Annotated in this window: 20 protein-coding genes and 1 riboswitch; of the genes, 16 read left to right on the top strand and 4 right to left on the bottom strand. The window is 31.5% G+C overall.

The features are described 5' to 3' along the window. Positions 1–48 precede the first annotated feature (48 nt). The 13 genes from EDD60_RS09155 to EDD60_RS09095 all read left to right on the top strand — a co-directional run bounded on the left by EDD60_RS09155 (position 49) and on the right by EDD60_RS09095 (position 12,169). Entirely contained in the window at positions 49–810 is a 762-nt protein-coding gene (locus tag EDD60_RS09155) for a DeoR/GlpR family DNA-binding transcription regulator (RefSeq protein WP_066451029.1), read from the top strand. A 9-nt stretch (positions 811–819) separates the two neighbouring features. Then, on the top strand, positions 820–3,174 hold the full coding sequence (locus EDD60_RS09150; protein WP_066451024.1) for a glycyl radical protein: 2,355 nt from the start codon (positions 820–822) through the stop codon (positions 3,172–3,174). Then, positions 3,137–4,075, top strand: a complete 939-nt coding sequence (locus EDD60_RS09145; protein WP_066451020.1) for a glycyl-radical enzyme activating protein — start codon at positions 3,137–3,139, stop codon at positions 4,073–4,075. Before EDD60_RS09150 ends, EDD60_RS09145 begins: the two co-directional genes overlap by 38 nt. Positions 4,076–4,087: 12 nt before the next feature. Continuing rightward, complete coding sequence (locus EDD60_RS09140; protein WP_066451017.1) at positions 4,088–4,768, top strand: fructose-6-phosphate aldolase; 681 nt, start codon at positions 4,088–4,090, stop codon at positions 4,766–4,768. 104 nt (positions 4,769–4,872) lie between these two features. Then, positions 4,873–5,640, top strand: coding sequence for a nucleoid occlusion protein (gene noc / locus EDD60_RS09135; protein ID WP_066451116.1), 768 nt, complete (start codon positions 4,873–4,875; stop codon positions 5,638–5,640). A gap of 193 nt (positions 5,641–5,833) precedes the next feature. Further along, positions 5,834–6,673 carry a PD-(D/E)XK nuclease family transposase gene (locus EDD60_RS09130; RefSeq protein ID WP_132226381.1) on the top strand — a complete coding sequence of 280 codons (840 nt, stop codon included), beginning with the start codon at positions 5,834–5,836 and terminating at the stop codon, positions 6,671–6,673. A gap of 55 nt (positions 6,674–6,728) precedes the next feature. Further along, positions 6,729–6,831: riboswitch (TPP riboswitch) on the top strand. Between the two features lie 53 nt (positions 6,832–6,884). Continuing rightward, positions 6,885–7,709 carry a hydroxyethylthiazole kinase gene (thiM, locus tag EDD60_RS09125; RefSeq protein ID WP_066447729.1) on the top strand — a complete coding sequence of 275 codons (825 nt, stop codon included), beginning with the start codon at positions 6,885–6,887 and terminating at the stop codon, positions 7,707–7,709. Continuing rightward, on the top strand, positions 7,696–8,340 hold the full coding sequence (thiE, locus tag EDD60_RS09120; RefSeq protein WP_066447726.1) for a thiamine phosphate synthase: 645 nt from the start codon (positions 7,696–7,698) through the stop codon (positions 8,338–8,340). Before thiM ends, thiE begins: the two co-directional genes overlap by 14 nt. Beyond that, positions 8,337–8,975 (top strand): HAD family hydrolase, encoded by a 639-nt coding sequence (locus EDD60_RS09115; protein ID WP_066447724.1) that lies wholly within the window; start codon positions 8,337–8,339, stop codon positions 8,973–8,975. The genes thiE and EDD60_RS09115 overlap by 4 nt, the downstream gene beginning before the upstream one ends. A gap of 1 nt (position 8,976) precedes the next feature. Then, on the top strand, positions 8,977–9,759 hold the full coding sequence (gene thiD / locus EDD60_RS09110) for a bifunctional hydroxymethylpyrimidine kinase/phosphomethylpyrimidine kinase (RefSeq protein ID WP_066447722.1): 783 nt from the start codon (positions 8,977–8,979) through the stop codon (positions 9,757–9,759). A gap of 102 nt (positions 9,760–9,861) precedes the next feature. After that, positions 9,862–10,578 carry an ABC transporter ATP-binding protein gene (locus EDD60_RS09105; RefSeq protein ID WP_066447719.1) on the top strand — a complete coding sequence of 239 codons (717 nt, stop codon included), beginning with the start codon at positions 9,862–9,864 and terminating at the stop codon, positions 10,576–10,578. Further along, positions 10,575–11,315, top strand: a complete 741-nt coding sequence (locus tag EDD60_RS09100) for an ABC transporter permease (protein ID WP_066447717.1) — start codon at positions 10,575–10,577, stop codon at positions 11,313–11,315. The genes EDD60_RS09105 and EDD60_RS09100 overlap by 4 nt, the downstream gene beginning before the upstream one ends. A gap of 11 nt (positions 11,316–11,326) precedes the next feature. Beyond that, positions 11,327–12,169 (top strand): MerR family transcriptional regulator, encoded by an 843-nt coding sequence (locus EDD60_RS09095; RefSeq protein ID WP_132226380.1) that lies wholly within the window; start codon positions 11,327–11,329, stop codon positions 12,167–12,169. Positions 12,170–12,193: 24 nt separating this feature from the next. On the opposite strand, the gene EDD60_RS09090 is transcribed toward EDD60_RS09095, so the two are convergent. Then, positions 12,194–13,228, bottom strand: coding sequence for a lactonase family protein (locus EDD60_RS09090; protein WP_132226379.1), 1,035 nt, complete (start codon positions 13,226–13,228; stop codon positions 12,194–12,196). 173 nt (positions 13,229–13,401) lie between these two features. Here EDD60_RS09090 and EDD60_RS09085 point away from each other — a divergent pair, with 173 nt between their 5' ends. The 3 genes from EDD60_RS09085 to EDD60_RS09075 all read left to right on the top strand — a co-directional run bounded on the left by EDD60_RS09085 (position 13,402) and on the right by EDD60_RS09075 (position 16,530). After that, positions 13,402–13,893, top strand: coding sequence for an Lrp/AsnC family transcriptional regulator (locus EDD60_RS09085; protein WP_066447703.1), 492 nt, complete (start codon positions 13,402–13,404; stop codon positions 13,891–13,893). Continuing rightward, a complete protein-coding gene (locus EDD60_RS09080) occupies positions 13,893–15,062 on the top strand; it encodes an aminotransferase class I/II-fold pyridoxal phosphate-dependent enzyme (protein ID WP_066447700.1) in 1,170 nt (389 codons plus the stop codon). Before EDD60_RS09085 ends, EDD60_RS09080 begins: the two co-directional genes overlap by 1 nt. 94 nt (positions 15,063–15,156) lie before the next feature. Then, a complete protein-coding gene (locus tag EDD60_RS09075; protein WP_066447698.1) occupies positions 15,157–16,530 on the top strand; it encodes a [FeFe] hydrogenase, group A in 1,374 nt (457 codons plus the stop codon). 14 nt (positions 16,531–16,544) lie between these two features. On the opposite strand, the gene EDD60_RS09070 is transcribed toward EDD60_RS09075, so the two are convergent. The 3 genes from EDD60_RS09070 to tgt are packed head-to-tail and all read right to left on the bottom strand — an operon-like array spanning position 16,545 to position 19,334. Beyond that, the gene (locus EDD60_RS09070) at positions 16,545–17,174 is read right to left on the bottom strand and encodes an epoxyqueuosine reductase QueH (RefSeq protein WP_066447694.1); all 630 of its coding nucleotides are present in this window, start codon (positions 17,172–17,174) and stop codon (positions 16,545–16,547) included. Continuing rightward, on the bottom strand, positions 17,174–18,199 hold the full coding sequence (queA, locus tag EDD60_RS09065; protein WP_066447731.1) for a tRNA preQ1(34) S-adenosylmethionine ribosyltransferase-isomerase QueA: 1,026 nt from the start codon (positions 18,197–18,199) through the stop codon (positions 17,174–17,176). Before queA ends, EDD60_RS09070 begins: the two co-directional genes overlap by 1 nt. 1 nt (position 18,200) lies before the next feature. Further along, positions 18,201–19,334, bottom strand: a complete 1,134-nt coding sequence (tgt, locus tag EDD60_RS09060) for a tRNA guanosine(34) transglycosylase Tgt (protein WP_132226378.1) — start codon at positions 19,332–19,334, stop codon at positions 18,201–18,203. Positions 19,335–19,870 lie beyond the last annotated feature (536 nt).

The raw sequence follows: 19,870 nt of genomic DNA, 5'->3' as shown, positions 1-19,870 counted from the left end.
ATGAAGTAATAATAAACAATAATAAATAATACGAAAGGAGTGATGATTGTGTTTGCGCAAGAACGTCAAGAAAGTATTGTTTCTCAAGTCAATGCAGAAGGCAGTGTTCGAGTCAAAGATTTAAGCTTAAAGTTTGAAGTGACAGAAGATTGTATTCGTAAAGATTTGGCTTTGTTAGAGAAAAAAGGATTATTGAAAAAAGCTTATGGAGGAGCAGTGAGTGTTCGTTTAAATCCGCATTTGTATAATAGTGAAGATCGTAAGAAAACTCCTAATGATGAAAGAATTGTAATAGGTAAAAAGGCTTTTGAATTGATTGAAAATCAAGATACGATCTTTTTAGATGTTTCTTTGACAAGTCTTGAAATTGCTAAATTGTTAAGAGAATCCACGTTACAAGTTACAGTGATTACGAATATGATTGATGTACTTAATATCCTTAATCATTGTCAACATATTGCAATGATATTTATTGGTGGACAATTAAATCAAGAAGGTGATGGTTTTTGGGGAACCTTAGCGTTAGAAATGGTAAAATTATTTAAGATTGATAAATCTTTTTTAGGTGTTGTTGGGGTTGATACAGTTAATGGGAAACTTTCTACTTATCATATTGATGATGGTATGATGAAAAAAAGTGTGATTGAACAAAGTCAAAAGAGTTATCTTTTATGTGAGGAAAGAAAGTTAAAAGAAGATGGTAATTATATTTTTGCTTCTTTAAATGATATTAGTGGTCTCATTGTTTCTAAAGAGTTGTCAAACAAAAGAAAAGAAATATTAGAAGAATATGGATTGATTATTAGATAGGAGGAACTTATGGATAATTTATATCAAACAAAAAGAATTGAGTTATTAAAAGAAAAGATGTTATCTGATCCACGTTATGCATCAATTGAACAAGCTCGTATCATTACCCGTGTTTACAAAGAAAATGAAGATTTATCAGTTCCTAAAAAAAGAGCTTTATCATTACGTGCAGCTTTAGAAGAAATGGAAATTGGTGTAGAAAAAGAAGAATTGATTGTAGGAAATCGTACAAAGGGTGTTCGTTATGGTGTGGTTTTTCCTGAAAGTGGATGTTCATGGATTAATCAAGAATTTGAGACACTTCCAACTAGACCTCAAGATCAATTTTTAGTCAAAGATGAAGATATAAAGGAATTTAGGGAATCTATTTATCCTTATTGGCAAGGTCATTCTATGGAAGATGTGATTAAACAAAATTATGGTGAAGAAATTAATGCGATTGCTAAGGTTGTAAAGATTAATCAAAAAGATCATGCTCAAGGGCATATTTGTCCGGATTCTGCACTTTGGTTAAGATTAGGTCCTCAAGGATTAATGGAAAAAGCCAAAGAGAAGTTAAAGACATGTGATGAGAGTCAAAGAGAATTTTATGAATGTACAATCATTGTTCTAGAAGGGGCTTGTGCATTTATGAAAAGATATCATGATTATATTGAAGAAATGATTCCTAGCGTTGAACCAGCACTTCAAAAATCATTACAGACTGTAGCTAATAATTGTTTGAATTTATCAAAAAGACCACCTGTGACATTTCATGAAGCTATTCAATCTTTATGGTTCTTATTTGTGATATTGCATATGGAATCTAATGCATCATCTTTCTCACCAGGAAGAATGGATCAATACTTATATCCTTATTATCAAAGAGATAAAGCAAAAGGATTGATTGATGATCAATATGCTTTAGAATTATTAGAATGTTTATGGTTAAAATTTAATGAAATTGTTTATTTAAGAAATCAACATAGTGCCAAATATTTTGCAGGATTCCCAATTGGTTTTAATATTGCTTTAGGAGGACTAGATGAATTTGGCAATGATACTTATAATGAATTGTCACTACTTTGTTTAAAAGCTCAATATCATCTTGGTTTACCTCAACCTAATTTATCAGTGAGATTAAATAAAAATTCTTCTCATGAATTGATGCAGGCAGCTATAGAAGTTGTTGCTAAGGGAAGTGGAATGCCACAATTCTTTAATGATGAAGCGATTGTTAAAACAATGACGAAAGATTTAGGTATTGAAAGAAAAGATGCGCTCAATTATGCAATTGTCGGTTGTGTTGAATTAACAACTCATGGTAATAGCTTAGGTTGGAGTGATGCTGCAATGTTTAACTTCAACAAGGCACTTGAATTAACTTTAAATCATGGAAAATGTTTACTAACAGGTGAACAAATTGGTTTAGATTTAGGAAGCTTAGAAACATATGAAACATTTGAAGATTTAGAAAAAGCTTTCCAGCAACAAATTAATCATTTTATTGAAAGAATGATGAAAGCAGAAATTGTTGTTGAAAAAGCTCATCAAGATTGTTTACCTACAGCATTCCTATCTACTGTCATTGATGATTGTTTAGAGAAAGGAATCGATGTGACACGTGGAGGAGCTAAATATAATTTATCAGGAATACAAATGATTCAAATTGCAAACTTAGCTGATTCCTTGTCTGCGATTAAAGAACTTGTATATGATGAAAAAATGATTTCAAGGCAGGAACTTTTAACTGCTTTACAAGATGATTATAAAGGTCATGAAATTACACAAACAATGTTGTTGAATAAAGCACCAAAGTATGGAAATGATATTGCCTGGGTTGATCAAATGGGAGCTAAATGGGCTGAGTATTTTAGAGAAAGAATGAAAGATTATACAAATTATCGTGGAGGTCCTTATCATACAGGTATGTATACTGTTTCTGCCCATGTACCAATGGGAGAAAATGTTGGAGCTTCACCGGATGGAAGAAATGCTTTAACACCTTTAGCTGATGGAGGCATGTCACCAGTTTATGGACGTGATTTATCAGGTCCAACTGCTGTCTTAAAATCAGTCTCTAGATTGAATAACTCACTTACGACAAATGGTGGACTATTAAATATGAAATTCTTACCAGAATTCTTTAAAACAGAAGCAGGAATGAACAAGTTTGAATCCTTCTTACGAGCTTTTGTCGATTTAGAAGTTCCTCATATTCAATTCAATGTTGTTAGACGAGAAGATTTATTAGATGCCAAAGCTCATCCAGAACGTCATCGTTCACTAACAATTCGTGTAGCAGGATATACAGCATATTTCGTTGAATTGGCAGGAAAACTTCAAGATGAAATCATTGCGAGAACAGCATATGAAGATATCTAAAGCATTGGTATTTGATATCAAACGATTCGCTGTTCATGATGGTCATGGATTACGAACAACAGTTTTCTTTAAAGGTTGTCCTTTGCGTTGTCAATGGTGTCAAAATCCGGAAGGACTTTCATCTAAACGTCGTCCAATTTATTTTGAAAATAGTTGTATCCATTGTCGTCGTTGTGAACAATTTGCAAAAGCTGATCAAATGACATATCAAAATAATCGACCTTATTTCAATTTAGAATACCAAGGTGATTTTGATAATTTGATAAAAGCCTGTCCAGCTTCTGCCATTCGTTATGATAGTCAAGAATATGATATTGAAGAACTTATTGAAAAAATTAAAGCAGATGAAGTTTTCTTTAGAAATGGTGGAGGTGTCACTTTCTCAGGTGGAGAACCTTTTATGCAAGGAACGTTCTTAATTGAAATACTCAAAAGATGTAAAGAAGAAGGAATCCATACTGCGATAGAAACATCTTTATATACATCATTAGACTTGTTACAACAAGCCTTACCTTATTTAGATTTAATCTATGCTGATTTTAAAATCTTTGATGAGAAAAAACATCAAGAATATACAGGAGTATCTTCCTTAAAGATAAAAAATCATATACAATATATATTAGAAAGTGAACATAAAAACAAGGTTATTATCAGAACACCATTGATTCCTTTAATGAGTGCAACTGATAACAATATAATATCCATTGCTAAATTCTTAGTGAATATAGATAGTGAAGTTAAATATGAATTATTAAATTATAATCCATTGGCTTCATCAAAATATTCATTAGTTGATTTAGAATATGGATTAGGAGAATATCAAATGTTTAATAAGAAAGAAATGCAACATTTCTATGACATTGTTTATTCTACAGGTTTAAAAAATTTAATTATTGAATAGGAGAAAAGGAAAATGGAATTTATTATTGACACAGTAGACTTAGAAGAAATTAAAGATGCAGTAGATCACATGCCAATTGTAGGAGTGACAAGCAATCCATCAATTGTTAAAAAAACAAGTCCAAAGAACTTCTTTGAACATATGCGTGAAATTAGAAGTATTATTGGAATGGATAGAAGCTTACATATCCAAGTTATTTCTAAAGATTGTGAAACAATCGTTAAAGAAGCTCATCGTATTTTAGCAGAAATTGATGATCAAGTTTATATTAAAGTACCAGTTTCTTATGAGGGAGTTAAAGCAATTAAAATCTTAAAGAGTGAAGGTGTTCATGTCACTGCAACTGCGGTTTATGATTTAATGCAAGCTTATATGGCTTTAGCAGCAGGAGCAGATTATATTGCACCATATGTCAATAGAATTGGAAACTTAGGAAGTGATCCAATGGAATTAATTAATGAATTATCTTCTCGTATTACAATGGATGGTTATGATTGTAAGATTATAGCAGCAAGCTTTAAGGGTGTTCAACAAGTGAGAGATTCATTGAATTATGGAGCACATGCGATTACAGCACCAGTAGATGTATTAAAGACAATCTTTAAAAACCCAAGTATTGAAAAAGCTGTTGATGATTTCAATAGTGACTGGTATGCAATGTATGGAGAAGGAACAGGAATCTGTGATTTATAGAAGGAGATTATTCCTTCTTTTTATTTTTCTACAATGAAACAATTCTTTTGTTTTGATAGGAAAAATGTTATAATATGAAACGTATTGTAGAGGGAGTGAAGTTTGTGAAAGAACCAATGTATAAATTTATTGATATTAATAAGCTTGAAGCGAATGAAAAACAACCAAGAACACATTTTGAAAAAGAAAAGATTCAGGAATTGTCTGTTTCTATTCAACAAAATGGTTTATTGCAACCTATTGTAGTAAGACCATATCAAGGAAAATATCAAATTGTTGTAGGAGAAAGAAGATTTCGAGCATGTAAATTAGCAGGTTTACAAGAAGTTCCTTGTCTTGTTCAAGAGCTTGATGAAAAGCAGACTGCTACAGCAGCTATTGTTGAAAATATTCAAAGAGAAAATTTATCTCCTATTGAAGAAGCTTTAGCTTATCAACAATTATTAGATACACAAAATCTAACTCAGGAACAATTAGCTCAAAAAGTTGGTAAAAAACAATCAACAATTGCTAATAAATTAAGACTATTACAATTACCAATGACTGTTCAAGAAGCAGTAAGACGTAGAGATATTACAGAACGTCATGCTAGAGCTTTGTTAAAACTTGATACAACAGCCAAACAAAATAATATGTTAAGAGAAATTATGGATAAAGGTTTAAATGTTGAACAAACTGAACAGAAGATCAAGAGTAAGATTGAACCTAAAAAACCAAAAGCAAAAACAAAGAGTATTTCTCAGAACTTAAAAATTGCGATGAATACAATCCAACAAGCAATTCAAATGGTAGAACAAGCGGGTGTAGAAGTGATTGCTGATACACAAGAATTAGAAGATGAAGTGATATATACAATTCGAATGAAGAAATAGAACAATTCTATTTCTTTTTTTTCAAAAATAAAAAGAAAAATTGAATTTTTTTGCGTATATAAGTAGTAGGGAAGGTTTTTTTGTACATATGATCTTAAGGACTCTTTTTGTGTTTTCTATATCTATTTACTATAAGCAAATATTGTTGTATAATCTTTGTATAAGAGATCCTTCCCTAGAAAGAAGGTGTTCTATGACTACAAGTGTTCTAGAAAAAAGTTTGTCCTATGATGATCTCATTGCCTCGCTTAGACTGATCGATGATGACTTTATGAGAATCATCTTCAAGAATCAGGATTGTATTCAGCTCCTCTTGGATATTATCCTTGATGAGCATGTGGAAATCATTGAGAATGATTCCCAGTATGACCTTAAGAATCTCCTTGGCAGATCACTGACAATTGATGTATTGGTTAAAGACAATAGGGGTCATTACATCAATATCGAAGTACAGAGAGATGAAGCAGGCGCCCATCCCAAGCGGGCAAGGTATCATCAGAGTCTGATTGATTCATTTCTAAGCTTTCCAAATGAGAAATGGAGAGAGATTCCAAAGACAATTGTTATATTTATAACGGAAGAAGATGTATTGGGATATGATCTACCTATCTATCATGTGAGAAGAAGGATTGTTGAAAATGGAGAGAGCTTTGATGATGAAACAGAAATCATCTATGTGAATGCATCAATACAGGATGATACTGAGCTAGGGAGACTGATGCATGACTTTATGTGCAAAGAAGTTGAGAGTATGAATTATGAAGTGTTGAAGAAACAGGTAGGGTATTACAAAGAGAGTGAAGGAGGAAAGAGAGAGATGTGTGAAATCTGGCAGAAGATAAGAGATGAAGGTTACATGGAAGGAGAAAAATATGGTGAAATTAAAGGATATGCTGAGGGAGAGATGAATAAAACGATTGAATTTATAAAGAAGTTAATCACGAAGCATAGTTATACAATTGATGAGGTAATGGATTTACTAGATATACCAGAATCTCAACATCAACAGTATATTGAAAAGATATTATCATAATGATATCTATGTATTGAATGACATTGACGAGTTTGTTAGGAAAGATTATAATAAATATATCAAGAACGGGAGCTTATATATAGGCTGAGAGGAAGTTGTGAACTTCGACCGCACCTGATTTGGGTAATGCCAACGTAGGGATAGGAACTTAGATTTTGTGAAGTGATATACCATACGTGGCATATCACTTTTTTGTTGATGGAGGAATAATATGTTTGAAAAAATAATGAATAATGTAAAGATTCAAAAACCTTTAGTACATTGTATAACCAATTCAGTAACAATGAATGATTGTGCCAATGCTATATTAGCAGTTCATGGAAGTCCAATTATGGCTGATGAAATTAAAGAAGTGGAAGATATTACATCTATATGCCAAGCCTTAGTGATTAATATTGGAACTTTAAATGAAAGAACTGTAGAAGCTATGATAAAAGCAGGACAGAAGGCCAATGCTTTGAATCATCCGGTTATTTTAGATCCGGTAGGAGCAGGAGCAAGTTCATTTCGCAGTGAGACAACATTTCGGTTATTAAATAAAATACAATTCAGTGTGATACGAGGAAATATTTCTGAGATAAAAACAGTTTATCAAGGTATTGGAACAACCAAGGGTGTTGATGCTGATATCAACGATATTGTTAATGAAGAAAATCTTGATGAAACAATTGATTTTGCTAGAGAATTAAGTCAAAGGACAGGTGCTATTATCGCCATTACGGGAGCAATTGATATAATTGCTGATGCCAACCATGCCACTATTATAAGAAATGGTTGTCCTAACATGTCACGTATTACTGGAACTGGATGTATGTTAAGTGCCATATTAGGAGCCTATGTAGCAGTGAATCAAGATTCTATGTTTGATACCGTGAGTTGTGCAGTTGCTTTGATGGGGTATAGTGGAGAGTTGGCCCAACAAAAAGTGCAACAACAAGATGCAGGAACAGGAAGTTTAAGAGTTTATCTTATTGATGCTTTAAGTACTATGACAGCTGAAAAATTAAATGGAGGAATAAAAATTGAAGAAAGATAAAATAAAAAAAGCAATGCAGCTTTATTTGGTTACTGATCGACATTGGTTAAAAGCTCATAGTTTATATGAAGATGTTGAGGCAGCAATAAATGGTGGTGTAACATGTGTTCAATTAAGAGAAAAACATTTAAATCATCAATTGTTTGTTCAAGAAGCAAAGGAATTGAAAGAATTATGTAATCAAAATCAAATTCCTTTAATCATTAATGATAATGTTGAAGTCATGTTAGAAGTAGATGCTGATGGGATTCATGTTGGTCAAAGTGATATGCAGGCACAGGATGTAAGAAAGTTGATTGGATCAGATAAAGTATTAGGCGTTTCTGTTCAAACTGTTGAACAGGCAATAACAGCTCAAAATGCAGGTGCTGATTATTTAGGTGTCGGAGCTGTTTTTCCTACCGGAACAAAAGATGATGCAATTGAGGTGGATTTGGCTACACTTCAAGACATTTGTCAACATGTTGATATTCCAATTGTTGCGATTGGAGGAATAAATCAAGAAAATCTACTACAATTAAAAGGTAGTGGTATTGATGGAATAGCAGTTGTGAGTGCTATTATGGCTGCCGAAGATATTATCGAAGCAACAAAGCAACTTAAAGAAAGGACAAAGGAACTTTTGTTATGAAAAAAGTATATATATTTGATTTAGATGGAACTTTATTAGATTCTTTGAATGCTTGGGATAATATTGGAAATAAGTATCTAAAGACGATCAATGTACAAGGCAGCAATGATTTAGATGAGCAGGTTTCAAATATGACAATTGAAGAAGCAGCTCATTATATGAAAGTTCATTTTGGTTTAAAGCAGAATATTGATGAAATTAAAGAAGGAGTATGTACTCAAATAAAAGACCAATATATGTACCATATTTTACTTAAGCCAGGTGTTCAAACATTTTTAGAAAAATGTTTAAAACAACATATAAAAATGTATATTTTTACCGCAAGTGATTTATTATTAGCGAAGTTAGCCTTAAAAAGATTAAAGATTGATCAATATTTTCAAGCTATTTATTCTTGTGATGATTATGGTTATACAAAAAATCAACCTGAAAGTTATTTACATTTAATTGATGGTATTGGTTATAAAATTAATGAATGTATTGTTGTGGAAGATGCATTGTATGCAATTCAATCAGCTAAACAAGCTGGTTTATATGTAAAAGCTATATATGATAAAAATAATGATAACGATTGGTTAAAAATCTGTCAAATTGCCAATCAAAATTATATATCATTTGATGAGATGGAGGTATAAGATGAAAACAGTATTAACAATTGCAGGAACAGACCCAACGGGTGGAGCAGGAGCTCAAGCAGATTTAAAGACATTCACAGCACATAAAGTTTATGGAATGAGTATTATAACAGCATTAGTTGCTCAAAATACACTAGGTGTTAAAGATATTATGAATGTTACTCCACAATTCTTAGAAGAACAGTTTGCCTGTGTCTTTGAAGATATATATCCCGATGCGATTAAAATAGGAATGGTATCTGAAACTCAATTAATACATAAAATTGTAGAACAATTAAAGAAATATGATGCTAAAAATATTGTTGTTGATCCAGTCATGGTATCAACAAGTGGCTCACGTTTATTAGAAGATAGTGCTTTAACAGCTTTAAAACAAGAATTAATCCCTTTATCTAGTATCATTACACCCAATATTCCAGAAGCCGAAGTTCTTGTTAATCATCCTATTCAAAACAAAGCTGATATGCTCAAAGCAGCAAAAGAAATAAGTGAATGGTATCTAGGATATATATTAATTAAAGGTGGTCATTTTGAAGAATGTGCAGATGATTTATTATATCATGCAGATGAAGTGATATGGTTAGAATGTGAACACATTGATAATCCTAATACCCATGGTAGTGGATGTACTTTATCGAGTGCAATTGCTAGTCATTTGGCATTAGGATATGATATAGTCACAAGTGTAAAAAAAGCAAAGGAATATATTACTGGAGCTTTAAAGGATAATCTAGATTTAGGTCATGGTAGTGGACCATTAAATCATTGCTGGAATATGAAATAAATAGGTTTTATAGTAAGTGAAAAGTTGAATAAAAAACTTTTCACTTTTTTCTTGACTGTCCTCTTACAGGAGCATTTAAGCTATATTTAGGAGGAAAAGAACATGGATAAATGTATAGAAGTTAAAGATTTAACAAAGATATTTGAGGCTAGAAAAGTTGTTGATCAACTTTCATTTGATGTCAATGTTGGAGAGGTTTATGGTATTTTAGGTCATAATGGAGCAGGAAAAACAACCACAATTGAAAGTATTTTAGGTTTAAATCAACCAGATTGTGGATATGCACTTATTTTTGGTAAAAATGCAAGAAATGAAAGAAAAATACTTTTTGAAAGAATAGGGGTTCAGTTACAGGTAAGTTATTATCAAGATAACATTAAAGTTATTGAGGTATGTGAAGAAATTGCAGCGTTATATCAAAATCCAGCTGATTATCATCAGTTACTTCACCAATTTCAATTAGATACTTTTAAAAATCAATATGTTGATCAATTATCCGGTGGAGAAAAACAAAAATTATCACTTGTTATTGCTTTAATCCCTCAACCTGAAATCATCTTTTTAGATGAATTAACAACGGGGTTAGATGTTGTTGCTAGACGTGAGGTATGGAATATATTAAAGAATTTAAAAGAAAAAGGAATGACTATTGTTTTAACAACACATTATATGGAAGAAGCACAGTATTTATGTGATCGTATTTTATTGTTAAAACAAGGGAAAAAGGTTATTGAAGGAACAGTTAATGATATTATGCAATCTGGACCTTATCAAAATTTAGAAGAAGCGTATTTAACATTAATGGAGGAAAAACAATGAAACGATTTATGACATTACTAAAAATAGAACAAAGATTAAGTTTACGTTGTCCAGATGGATTAATATTTGGAATAGGTATGCCAGTAGGAGTCTTATTAATGATTGGGCTTATTGCTGAACAACAAACAATTTCTCAAGAGAATTATACCTTTTTACAAAGTGCATTTGCATCACTAATAACAGTAGGAATATGTGCAACAGCATTTATGGGTATCCCCTTAACAATTGCAAATTATCGAGATAAGAAGATATTAAAACATTTCTTTGTGACACCAATGAGTCCAAAATTAATTCTATGTGTACAATTTTGTATTGGAGCAATTATTTCTATTTTATCAGCTCTGCTTGTATCAATATGTGCGATTGTCATATTTCATTATCAAATGGAAGGTAGTATATTATATTTTATTCTAGCTTACTGTTTGATTCTTGTTTCTATGTATAGTTTAGGAATGATTATTGCCAGTCTTTGTCCAAATTTAAAAGTTGCAAATGTAGTTTGTACATTTGTTTACTTTCCAATGTTATTTCTTTCAGGGGCAACAATTCCTTTTGAGATATTTCCTCAATTCATACAAAATCTTGCTAAAGTCTTACCATTAACTCAAGGTATTTCTTTATTAAAAGATATCTCATTAGGAATTTATCATCAGGATATGATTTACTCTATTATATATTTATTGGTGATGGCAATTATTGGGTGTATAATTTCATTAAAGACATTTCAATGGGAATAGAGGTGAAAATGATGGAAAATCAATATCAATGTGAAAGAGAACCACAAAAGTTATATAAAATTGGAATCTTTGCTCAAATGAATAAAGTAACCATTAAAACATTAAGACACTATGATGAAATTGGGATACTTAAACCATATTATATAGATGAAAACAATGGCTATCGTTATTATATCTCAGATCAATTACCCATTCTTCATCAAATTCTTGCTTTAAAAGAAATTGGGTTCTCATTAGAAGAAATTAAACAAGTTATTGCAGGATCTTCAGAAGAAAAACTATTGCAAAAGAAAAAAAGTCAACTCATGTTAGAGATGGCTGAAATAACAAAGAAAATAGCAAGTATTGAAAGTTATCTAACAAGCGATGAACTACAAAATGAATATCATGTTGTTATTAAATCAATCCCGGAAGTTATTATTGCATCTATGCGTGTGCATTTAAATGGTTATCCAGAATTATTTGATAAAATGCCTAAGATGGGAATGGAAATGGAACAACAAGGATGTGAATGTGCAATTCCTGAATATTGCTTTACAATTTATTATGATGGTGAGTATCGTGAATCAGATATTGATGCGCAAATATGTGAAGCTGTTACAGAACTAAAAGAAGATACAGAAACATTAAAGTTTAGTGTTTTACCTGAGGTGGAAATGGCAGCGTGTGTATTACATAAAGGACCATATGAAACTTTACCTAAAGCATATAGTGCAATTATACATTTTATTGAAGAAAGTGGTTATGAAATTGTTGGATATCAAAGAGAAACTTATATAGATGGAATATGGAATAAAGAAACACCGGATGAATGGTTAACAGAGATTCAATTTCCTGTGAGAAAAATAAAATGACAATGCGAACATTGTCATTTTTTCTTATCTTTCCACTGCAATACAAACAGGGGCAGGTAATTCAATAGAAGAATCACTCAATAATAACTTTTCATTAGGTTCATCAAAAGTTAAAACCTGTAAAATATTATCATCTTGACAACCTACAATCAAATATTGATCATCAATAATATTAAAATCACGAGGACCTTTACCCGTATGAACCATATATAATAATGAAATCTTTCCACTTTCTTTATTAACACGATACATAGCAATACTATCATGTCCACGATTTGAAACAAACAAATGGTCACCACTTGATGTTAAACGAATTGCAGAAGCACTTGAAAAACCTTTAAAATGTCTAGGAACACAATGAATAGCTTGTATCAAATTAAAACGTCCTTCATTATATTTAAAGACCATAATATTATTAGCAATTTCATTAACGAGATAGGCAAAACGTCCATCTTTAGAAAAAATCATATGACGAGGTCCAGAACCAGGAAGAACATTTAAAGTATAGTCAGAATCTTCTAAAAGAATGCCTTGATTATAACGATACATAACGACTTTATCGGCTCCTAAATCGACTGAATAAACAAATTGTTTATCTGGGGTAATACCAACACAATGAGCATGAGGACCAGTTTGACGCTTTAATAAATCAGGACCGAGACCTTTATGGTGAACAGCACAAATCTTTTTGGTAATTGTTTTGTTTTCTAACTGATAAGAAGCGGTTGCTCCAACATGATAGTTAGCAGCAAATATATAGCGTTGTTGATCATCGACGCAAAGATGTGTATAAGAACGACCGCTAGAACTATAATTATTATTTAAAATCAACTCATCATTATAGATAGAAAAACTTCCTAATCCACCACCATCACTGTGTGAACTCGCATTTTTATAAGCGACATACAAAACATGATCATCAATAATCATATATGAAGGGTAGTCTTGTGTTACAATTTGTTGAATTCTTTTCATTTCTAAAGTCTGTTCATCAAATTTCATAATATAAATACCCTTACCATCATTTTTTCCATAACTTGATACATAAAATGTTTTCATAATTTAAACCCCTTTCATAAATCTATTTTAGCACAATCGTATTGTATTTACTAATAATTGATAAATGAATTTTATATAATTTATAAGAATAGTTTATTGTGATAAATAAAATAAATCTTTTCTAAAGGATAAAAATGTATTACAATAAATATAATATAAAAGGAGGAAGCGTTATGGAAGATAAGTTATTATTAAGTTTGTTACAAAGAAATGCGAGGATGAAAATTACTGACCTAGCGGCCGCCTTAGATGAAACTGAAGATGATGTCATTGAAAAGTTAAGTGATTTAGAAAGACAGAAGGTTATTTGTGGGTATCATACAATTATTAATTGGGATTTAACAAATACAGAAATGGTAACTGCATTGATTCAAATCAATGCAAGTCCTGAAAGAGAATATGGATATGATCGTATTGCAAGTCGTATTTATAAATATGATGAAATTGATACAATGTATTTATTAAGTGGTAGTTTTGAATTTGTAGCAATTGTTAAAGGAAAAACAATGCAAGAGGTTGCACACTTTGTTGCGAGTAAGTTAGCTTGTTTAGATGGGGTTAGTGGAACATCTACTTATTTTGTATTAAAACAATATAAAAATGATGGAGTTATCTTAATTGAGGATGAAGATGGTCAAAATGATAGATTGGTGGTGACTCCATAATGAATTATGATGATATGTTAAGTGAACGTGTAAAAACAATTAAACCAAGTGGGATTCGTAAGTTTTTTGATTTGGCATCACAAATGGATGATGTTATTTCATTAGGAGTTGGAGAACCTGATTTTACAACACCTTGGTCAATTAGAGAAGCAGCTATCTATTCAATTGAAAAAGGGAGAACTTTCTATACTGCTAATCAAGGATTAATTGAACTTAGAGAAGAAATATGCAAATATTATAAACGTCGTTTTGGGGTATCATATGATCCTAAAGAGAATTGTATTGTGACCGTAGGTGGTTCTGAGGGAATTGATATTGCGATTAGAGCAATTCTAAATCCTGGTGAAGAAATGATAGTTTTAGATCCTGGGTATGTTGCTTATACACCAGGAGTTGAATTAGCTGGTGGAATACCAGTTTCTATTCAATTAAGACATGAAGATCAATTCAAGTTAACACCAGAATTATTAAAAGCAGCAATTACTCCTCGAACAAAAGCAATCTTGTTAAACTATCCATCAAATCCAACAGGTGGATTTATGACAAGAGAAGATTATGCTAAGATTGTACCAATTATTAAAGAATCAGGAATTATTGTCTTATCAGATGAAATCTATGCTGAATTAAGTTATGAAGAAGAATTTTGTTCAATTGCTGCATTTGATGAAATCAAAGATCAAGTGATTGTTGTAAGTGGTTTTTCTAAGGCGTTTGCTATGACGGGATGGCGTTTAGGATATATTCTCGCAAATCCAATTTTAACGAAAGCGATGAATAAAATTCATCAATATGTTATTATGTCTGCACCATCACCTGCTCAATATGGAGCTATTGAAGGATTAAGACATTGTCAAGAAGAAGTAGAAAGAATGCGTGATTCATATAAAGCAAGAAGAAATTTCTTAGTAAAAACATTTAATGATATGGGACTTGAAACATTCAAACCACAAGGAGCATTCTATGTTTTTCCTTGTATTAAATCTACAGGTCTAACTTCTGATGAATTTTGTGAAAAACTATTAGAAGATCAAAAGGTCGCTTGTGTACCTGGTACAGCATTTGGATCAGCGGGTGAAGGATTTGTCCGTGTATCTTATGCTTATAGTATTGATGAGTTAAAAGTTGCTACACAAAAAATAAAAGAATTTATTGAAAAAATTAGAGATTAGAGAAGCATTTATTGGTGTTTCTCTTTTTAATTTGACAATATTTTACATAATGCTATAATAATAGTAACGATTACTAATAAAAAGGAGAATAATTATGAGTAAGCATTTAGGAATGGATATACGTGTACCAATTGAATGTGATAATCCATCAATTCAAAGAGATGAAGAAAAATGTATTAAGTGTGGTCAATGTAAAAATATTTGTCAAGATTATATTGGTGTTCATGGAACATATACTTTAGAAGAAACAGGAGATAAAGCTGTTTGTATTAACTGTGGACAATGTGCTAATGTTTGTCCTGTTTCAAGTATTCATGAAACATATGAATATCAATTGATTCAAGAAGAAATGAAAAATCCTGATAAAATTATTATTTTCAATACTTCACCATCAGTAAGAATTGCTTTAGGTGAGGAGTTTGGGATGGCAGATGGCTCATTTGTTGAAGGAAAAATGGTGGCACTTCTTAGAAAATTAGGTGCAAAGTATGTTTTGGATACTAACTTCTCAGCTGATTTAACAATTCTTGAAGAAGGAACAGAATTGATTAGAAGATTAACAAAACAAACAAAACCATTACCACAGTTTACAAGTTGTTGTCCAGCCTGGGTGAAATATTTAGAAATCTATCATCCTGATATGCGTGATAATCTTTCAACTGCAAAGAGTCCAATTGGTATGCAAGGACCAACGGTCAAAACATACTTTGCTAAAAAGATGAACTTAGATCCAACAAAGATTGTAAATGTTGCAGTGACACCATGTACAGCTAAAAAATATGAAATCAGACGTGAAGAAATGTGCGATGCAGGAAAATACTTAGGTATTGAAGGTATGCGTGATATGGATTATGTCATCACAACAAGAGAACTGGCAAAATGGGCAAAAGAAGAAAATATTGATTTTGCCTCATTAGAAGATTCTTCATTTGATCCTTTGATGGGCGAAGCCAGTGGTGCTGGTGTTATTTTTGGTAATTCTGGTGGTGTTATGGAAGCAGCTTTACGTACTGCTTATGAAATTATGACTGGTCAAAATGCTCCGGCTGATTTGTTGAATTATACTCCAGTTAGAGGACTAGATGATGTCAAAGAAGCAAGTGTAGAAATTAATGGAATGACTGTGAATATTGCGGTTATCTTTGGAACAAAGAATGCAAGTGAATTTATTGAAAAAATGAAAAACGGTGATAAACAATATCACTTTATTGAAGTGATGACTTGTCCAGGTGGATGTATTGGTGGCGGTGGTCAACCAAAAGATACAAAATATCAAGGAGACATTTTACGTGCAAAACGTATCGCTGGATTATATAATAGAGACCAATCTATGACATTAAGAAAGAGTCATGAAAATCCAGAAATCAAACAATTATATGCAGAGTTCTACCAAGAACCAATGAGTGATTTGGCAGAAGAAATGTTACATACATCTTATACAGATAAAAGTAAAGAATTAGGAAAATAAAAAAAGCGAGAAAGTTATTTTTGACTTTCTCGCTTTAACATTTCTTCATAACTAAACATACAACCACAATAATTTTGTCGATACATTTCATATTCTTTGGTCATTTGAGTTGATTTTAAATAACCATTGTTTTTCTTAAAATCAGCATATAGAAATTTTGGTGAATCACTTTGCCAAGCATCTCCAATTTCATTAATCCATTGACTATTCTTATGTGGTGAAACACTTAATACAGTTGTCCAATAATCATAATGATGGATTTTTGCATAATCAAATGTTCTACGCATTCTTAAACTATAACATAAACGACATCTTATACTTCCTTCAGGAAGTTCTTTGAGTGGATACATATGACTTAACCATTCACTAAAGTTATAAGGATCTTCTATGACTTGAATATCTTGATGAAAATCCTGATTAAATCTTTCAATAAAATGAAGCAATTCTTGAAATCTTCTTTGATATTCATCACTAGGATAGATATTAGAATTAGAATAATAAATGGTAATTTGAAAATGTTCACACAATTCTTTAATGACATTACTTGAACAAGGTCCACAACAAACATGAAGTAATAAAGATGGTTTTGTATCACCAATCTTTTTTAATTCTTCTTGAAGCTTTAAATCATAATTGATTTTCATTATTGAATAAACATCGCATCACCAAATGAGAAGAAACGATATTTTTCTTCCACAGCATGATGATAAGCCTTCATAATAAAGTCTTTACTTGCAAAAGCACTAACTAACATGACAAGTGTTGATTTAGGTAAATGGAAATTTGTAATTAAAGCATCAATAGCTTCAAATTGATATCCTGGATAAATAAAGATATCAGTGCTTTCTTGAGTTGCTTTAAATTCTCCATATTTTTTGAAGTTTGCTTCAAGTGTTCTTGTTGAAGTTGTTCCAACACTAATAATACGTTGTCCATTCGCTTTGGCTTCATTTAATTGTTTTGCAACATCTTCATCAATCATATAAAACTCACTATGCATATGATGTTCTAAAACATCATCAACTTTAACCGGTCTAAAAGTACCAAGTCCAACATGTAAAGTGACATCTAATATTTTAACCCCTTTTGCTTTGACTTTTTCTAAGATTTCATCAGTAAAGTGTAATCCAGCTGTTGGTGCAGCGGCACTTCCTTCAATCTTGGCATAGACTGTTTGATAACGATTTTGATCTTCTAGTTTTTCTTTGATATAAGGTGGTAAAGGCATTGTTCCAAGCTTATCTAAGATTTCATAGAAAATGCCATCATAAATCATTTGAAAATGACGAATTCCTTCTTCACCAATATGAACACATTTTGCTTTTAAAGAACCATCTCCAAAAGTAATGATAGTATCCATTTTCACTATCCTTGCATTACCAACTAAACATTCCCATACATCATTCCCTAAGTCTTTTAACAATAAGACTTCAACATGACCATTTGTTTCTTCTTTTGTTCCATAAAGTCTGGCAGGAATAACCTTGGTGTTATTTCTAACCAAGATATCTCCTTCATGTAAATAATCTAAGATATCATAGAAATGTTTATCTTCAATTGTTTGATTCTTTCTATCTAGTACCATTAAACGAGAAGTATCTCTCTTTTGTAAGGGAGTTTGCGCAATTAATTCTTCAGGTAAATGATAATCAAATTCACTTAATTTCATATTAAAACGCCCTTTCATAAACGTCTCTACCATAACTATTTAAGAATTCTTCTTTAAAATCTAATAAACGATCTTCTTTAATCGCTGTTCTTATATCTTCACTTAATTGTAATAAGAACGCAACATTATGAATAGAGAGTAAACTTTTTCCAAAAATTTCATCACACTTATGCAAATGTCTTAAATAAGCACGTGTGTAATTGCGACAAGTATAACAATGACATTTATCATCAACAGGAGTAAAGTCATATTTATACTTTTCATTATTGATATTCATACGACCAGAGTGAGTCATTAATGCTCCATGTCTTGCGACTCTTGTTGGTAAAACACAGTCAAACATATCAATTCCTCGGATTGCTCCTTCAATTAAATCAATAGGATTTCCAACACCCATTAAATATCTTGGTTTATCTTCTGGTAACCATTTGATGGCATCATCAATCATTTTATACATAACATCTTTAGGTTCACCAACACTTGTTCCCCCAATTGAATATCCAGGGAAATCCATTTTTACTAATTCCTTAGCACTCAATTCTCTTAAATCTTCATATTCTCCACCTTGAACAATTCCAAATAAAGCTTGATCATCTCTTTGATGAGCATCTTTTCCACGTTTTGCCCAACGTAAAGTTCTTTCCACACTTTGTTTCATATAATCATGAGTACATGGATAAGGTGCACATTCATCAAAACTCATAATAATATCAGCACCTAAATCATTTTGAATCTGAATAGCTTTTTCAGGAGATAAGAATAATTTCTTACCATCAACAATACTTTTAAAAGTCACGCCTTCTTCTTCAATCTTTCTTGTCTTTCCAAGTGAAAAGACTTGGAAACCTCCACTATCTGTTAAGATAGGTCCATCATAATTCATAAATTTGTGTAAACCACCAGCCTGTTTTACAACATCTTCACCAGGACGTAACCATAAGTGATATGTATTTGCTAGAATCACTTGAGAGTTCATTTCCTTTAATTGTTCAGGAGAAATTCCTTTTACAGTTGCGAGTGTTCCTACAGGCATAAACATAGGTGTTTCTACATCTCCATGAGGAGTGTGTAAAATCCCATATCTTGCTCCAGATTGTTTACATACATGTTTTAATTCATACCAAAAACCTTCCATTTTTTCACCTCTTTTTAGCCACCCACCATTATACATGAAAGTATGACTAAGTTCAAATTTTATTCAAATAAAATATTTGCTTAAAGCTAATTTTATGATATAATAACTATGGTATTACCATAACGGTAGGCGGTGTCCTGAGTCAGTATGATCGAGGGACTGAGACATCTCGTTTCAATAGATATCTTCTTAAGAAGAAATATAAAAACGGGAGGTGATATAATGAGTGATTTTGAAACCTTAACGATTATGTTAATGATTCTTAATATTATCATTGTATTATTTCTTGAGATTATCAAGAAGTCAAAAAAATAACCGCCCCTAGCCAAGGATTGCGGTTATTTTAAACACCTAAATCTTAGGACACCGTCTATCGGTAATACCTTTTACATCCTCATTATAAATAGTTTTATAATAAATGTCAATAATTTGCAAAAAGAAAATAAAATATTGTTTGATAGACTTCTTTTTATAGTTGCAACTCTTACGGGCGCCATTGCCAAGTTGACTATGTAGCAAGCCATCATGGGTTTTGG

Source organism: Longibaculum muris (assembly GCF_004343035.1).
Classification (GTDB): domain Bacteria; phylum Bacillota_I; class Bacilli_A; order Erysipelotrichales; family Coprobacillaceae; genus Longibaculum; species Longibaculum muris.
Note: the sequence above shows the minus strand (reverse complement) of the source record. Positions and strands in the feature narration are given on the sequence as shown.

Bases quoted from the DNA above. Each gene is read 5' to 3' on its own strand.
- EDD60_RS09150 (WP_066451024.1), top strand. From the start codon at position 820: ATGGATAATTTATATCAAACAAAAAGAATTGAGTTATTAAAAGAAAAG.
- EDD60_RS09145 (WP_066451020.1), top strand. From the start codon at position 3,137: ATGAAATCATTGCGAGAACAGCATATGAAGATATCTAAAGCATTGGTA.
- EDD60_RS09140 (WP_066451017.1), top strand. From the start codon at position 4,088: ATGGAATTTATTATTGACACAGTAGACTTAGAAGAAATTAAAGATGCA.
- EDD60_RS09130 (WP_132226381.1), top strand. From the start codon at position 5,834: ATGACTACAAGTGTTCTAGAAAAAAGTTTGTCCTATGATGATCTCATT.
- thiM (WP_066447729.1), top strand. From the start codon at position 6,885: ATGTTTGAAAAAATAATGAATAATGTAAAGATTCAAAAACCTTTAGTA.
- EDD60_RS09115 (WP_066447724.1), top strand. From the start codon at position 8,337: ATGAAAAAAGTATATATATTTGATTTAGATGGAACTTTATTAGATTCT.
- thiD (WP_066447722.1), top strand. From the start codon at position 8,977: ATGAAAACAGTATTAACAATTGCAGGAACAGACCCAACGGGTGGAGCA.
- EDD60_RS09105 (WP_066447719.1), top strand. From the start codon at position 9,862: ATGGATAAATGTATAGAAGTTAAAGATTTAACAAAGATATTTGAGGCT.
- EDD60_RS09100 (WP_066447717.1), top strand. From the start codon at position 10,575: ATGAAACGATTTATGACATTACTAAAAATAGAACAAAGATTAAGTTTA.
- EDD60_RS09095 (WP_132226380.1), top strand. From the start codon at position 11,327: ATGGAAAATCAATATCAATGTGAAAGAGAACCACAAAAGTTATATAAA.
- EDD60_RS09090 (WP_132226379.1), bottom strand. From the start codon at position 13,228: ATGAAAACATTTTATGTATCAAGTTATGGAAAAAATGATGGTAAGGGT.
- EDD60_RS09085 (WP_066447703.1), top strand. From the start codon at position 13,402: ATGGAAGATAAGTTATTATTAAGTTTGTTACAAAGAAATGCGAGGATG.
- EDD60_RS09080 (WP_066447700.1), top strand. From the start codon at position 13,893: ATGAATTATGATGATATGTTAAGTGAACGTGTAAAAACAATTAAACCA.
- EDD60_RS09075 (WP_066447698.1), top strand. From the start codon at position 15,157: ATGAGTAAGCATTTAGGAATGGATATACGTGTACCAATTGAATGTGAT.
- EDD60_RS09070 (WP_066447694.1), bottom strand. From the start codon at position 17,174: ATGAAAATCAATTATGATTTAAAGCTTCAAGAAGAATTAAAAAAGATT.
- queA (WP_066447731.1), bottom strand. From the start codon at position 18,199: ATGAAATTAAGTGAATTTGATTATCATTTACCTGAAGAATTAATTGCG.
- tgt (WP_132226378.1), bottom strand. From the start codon at position 19,334: ATGGAAGGTTTTTGGTATGAATTAAAACATGTATGTAAACAATCTGGA.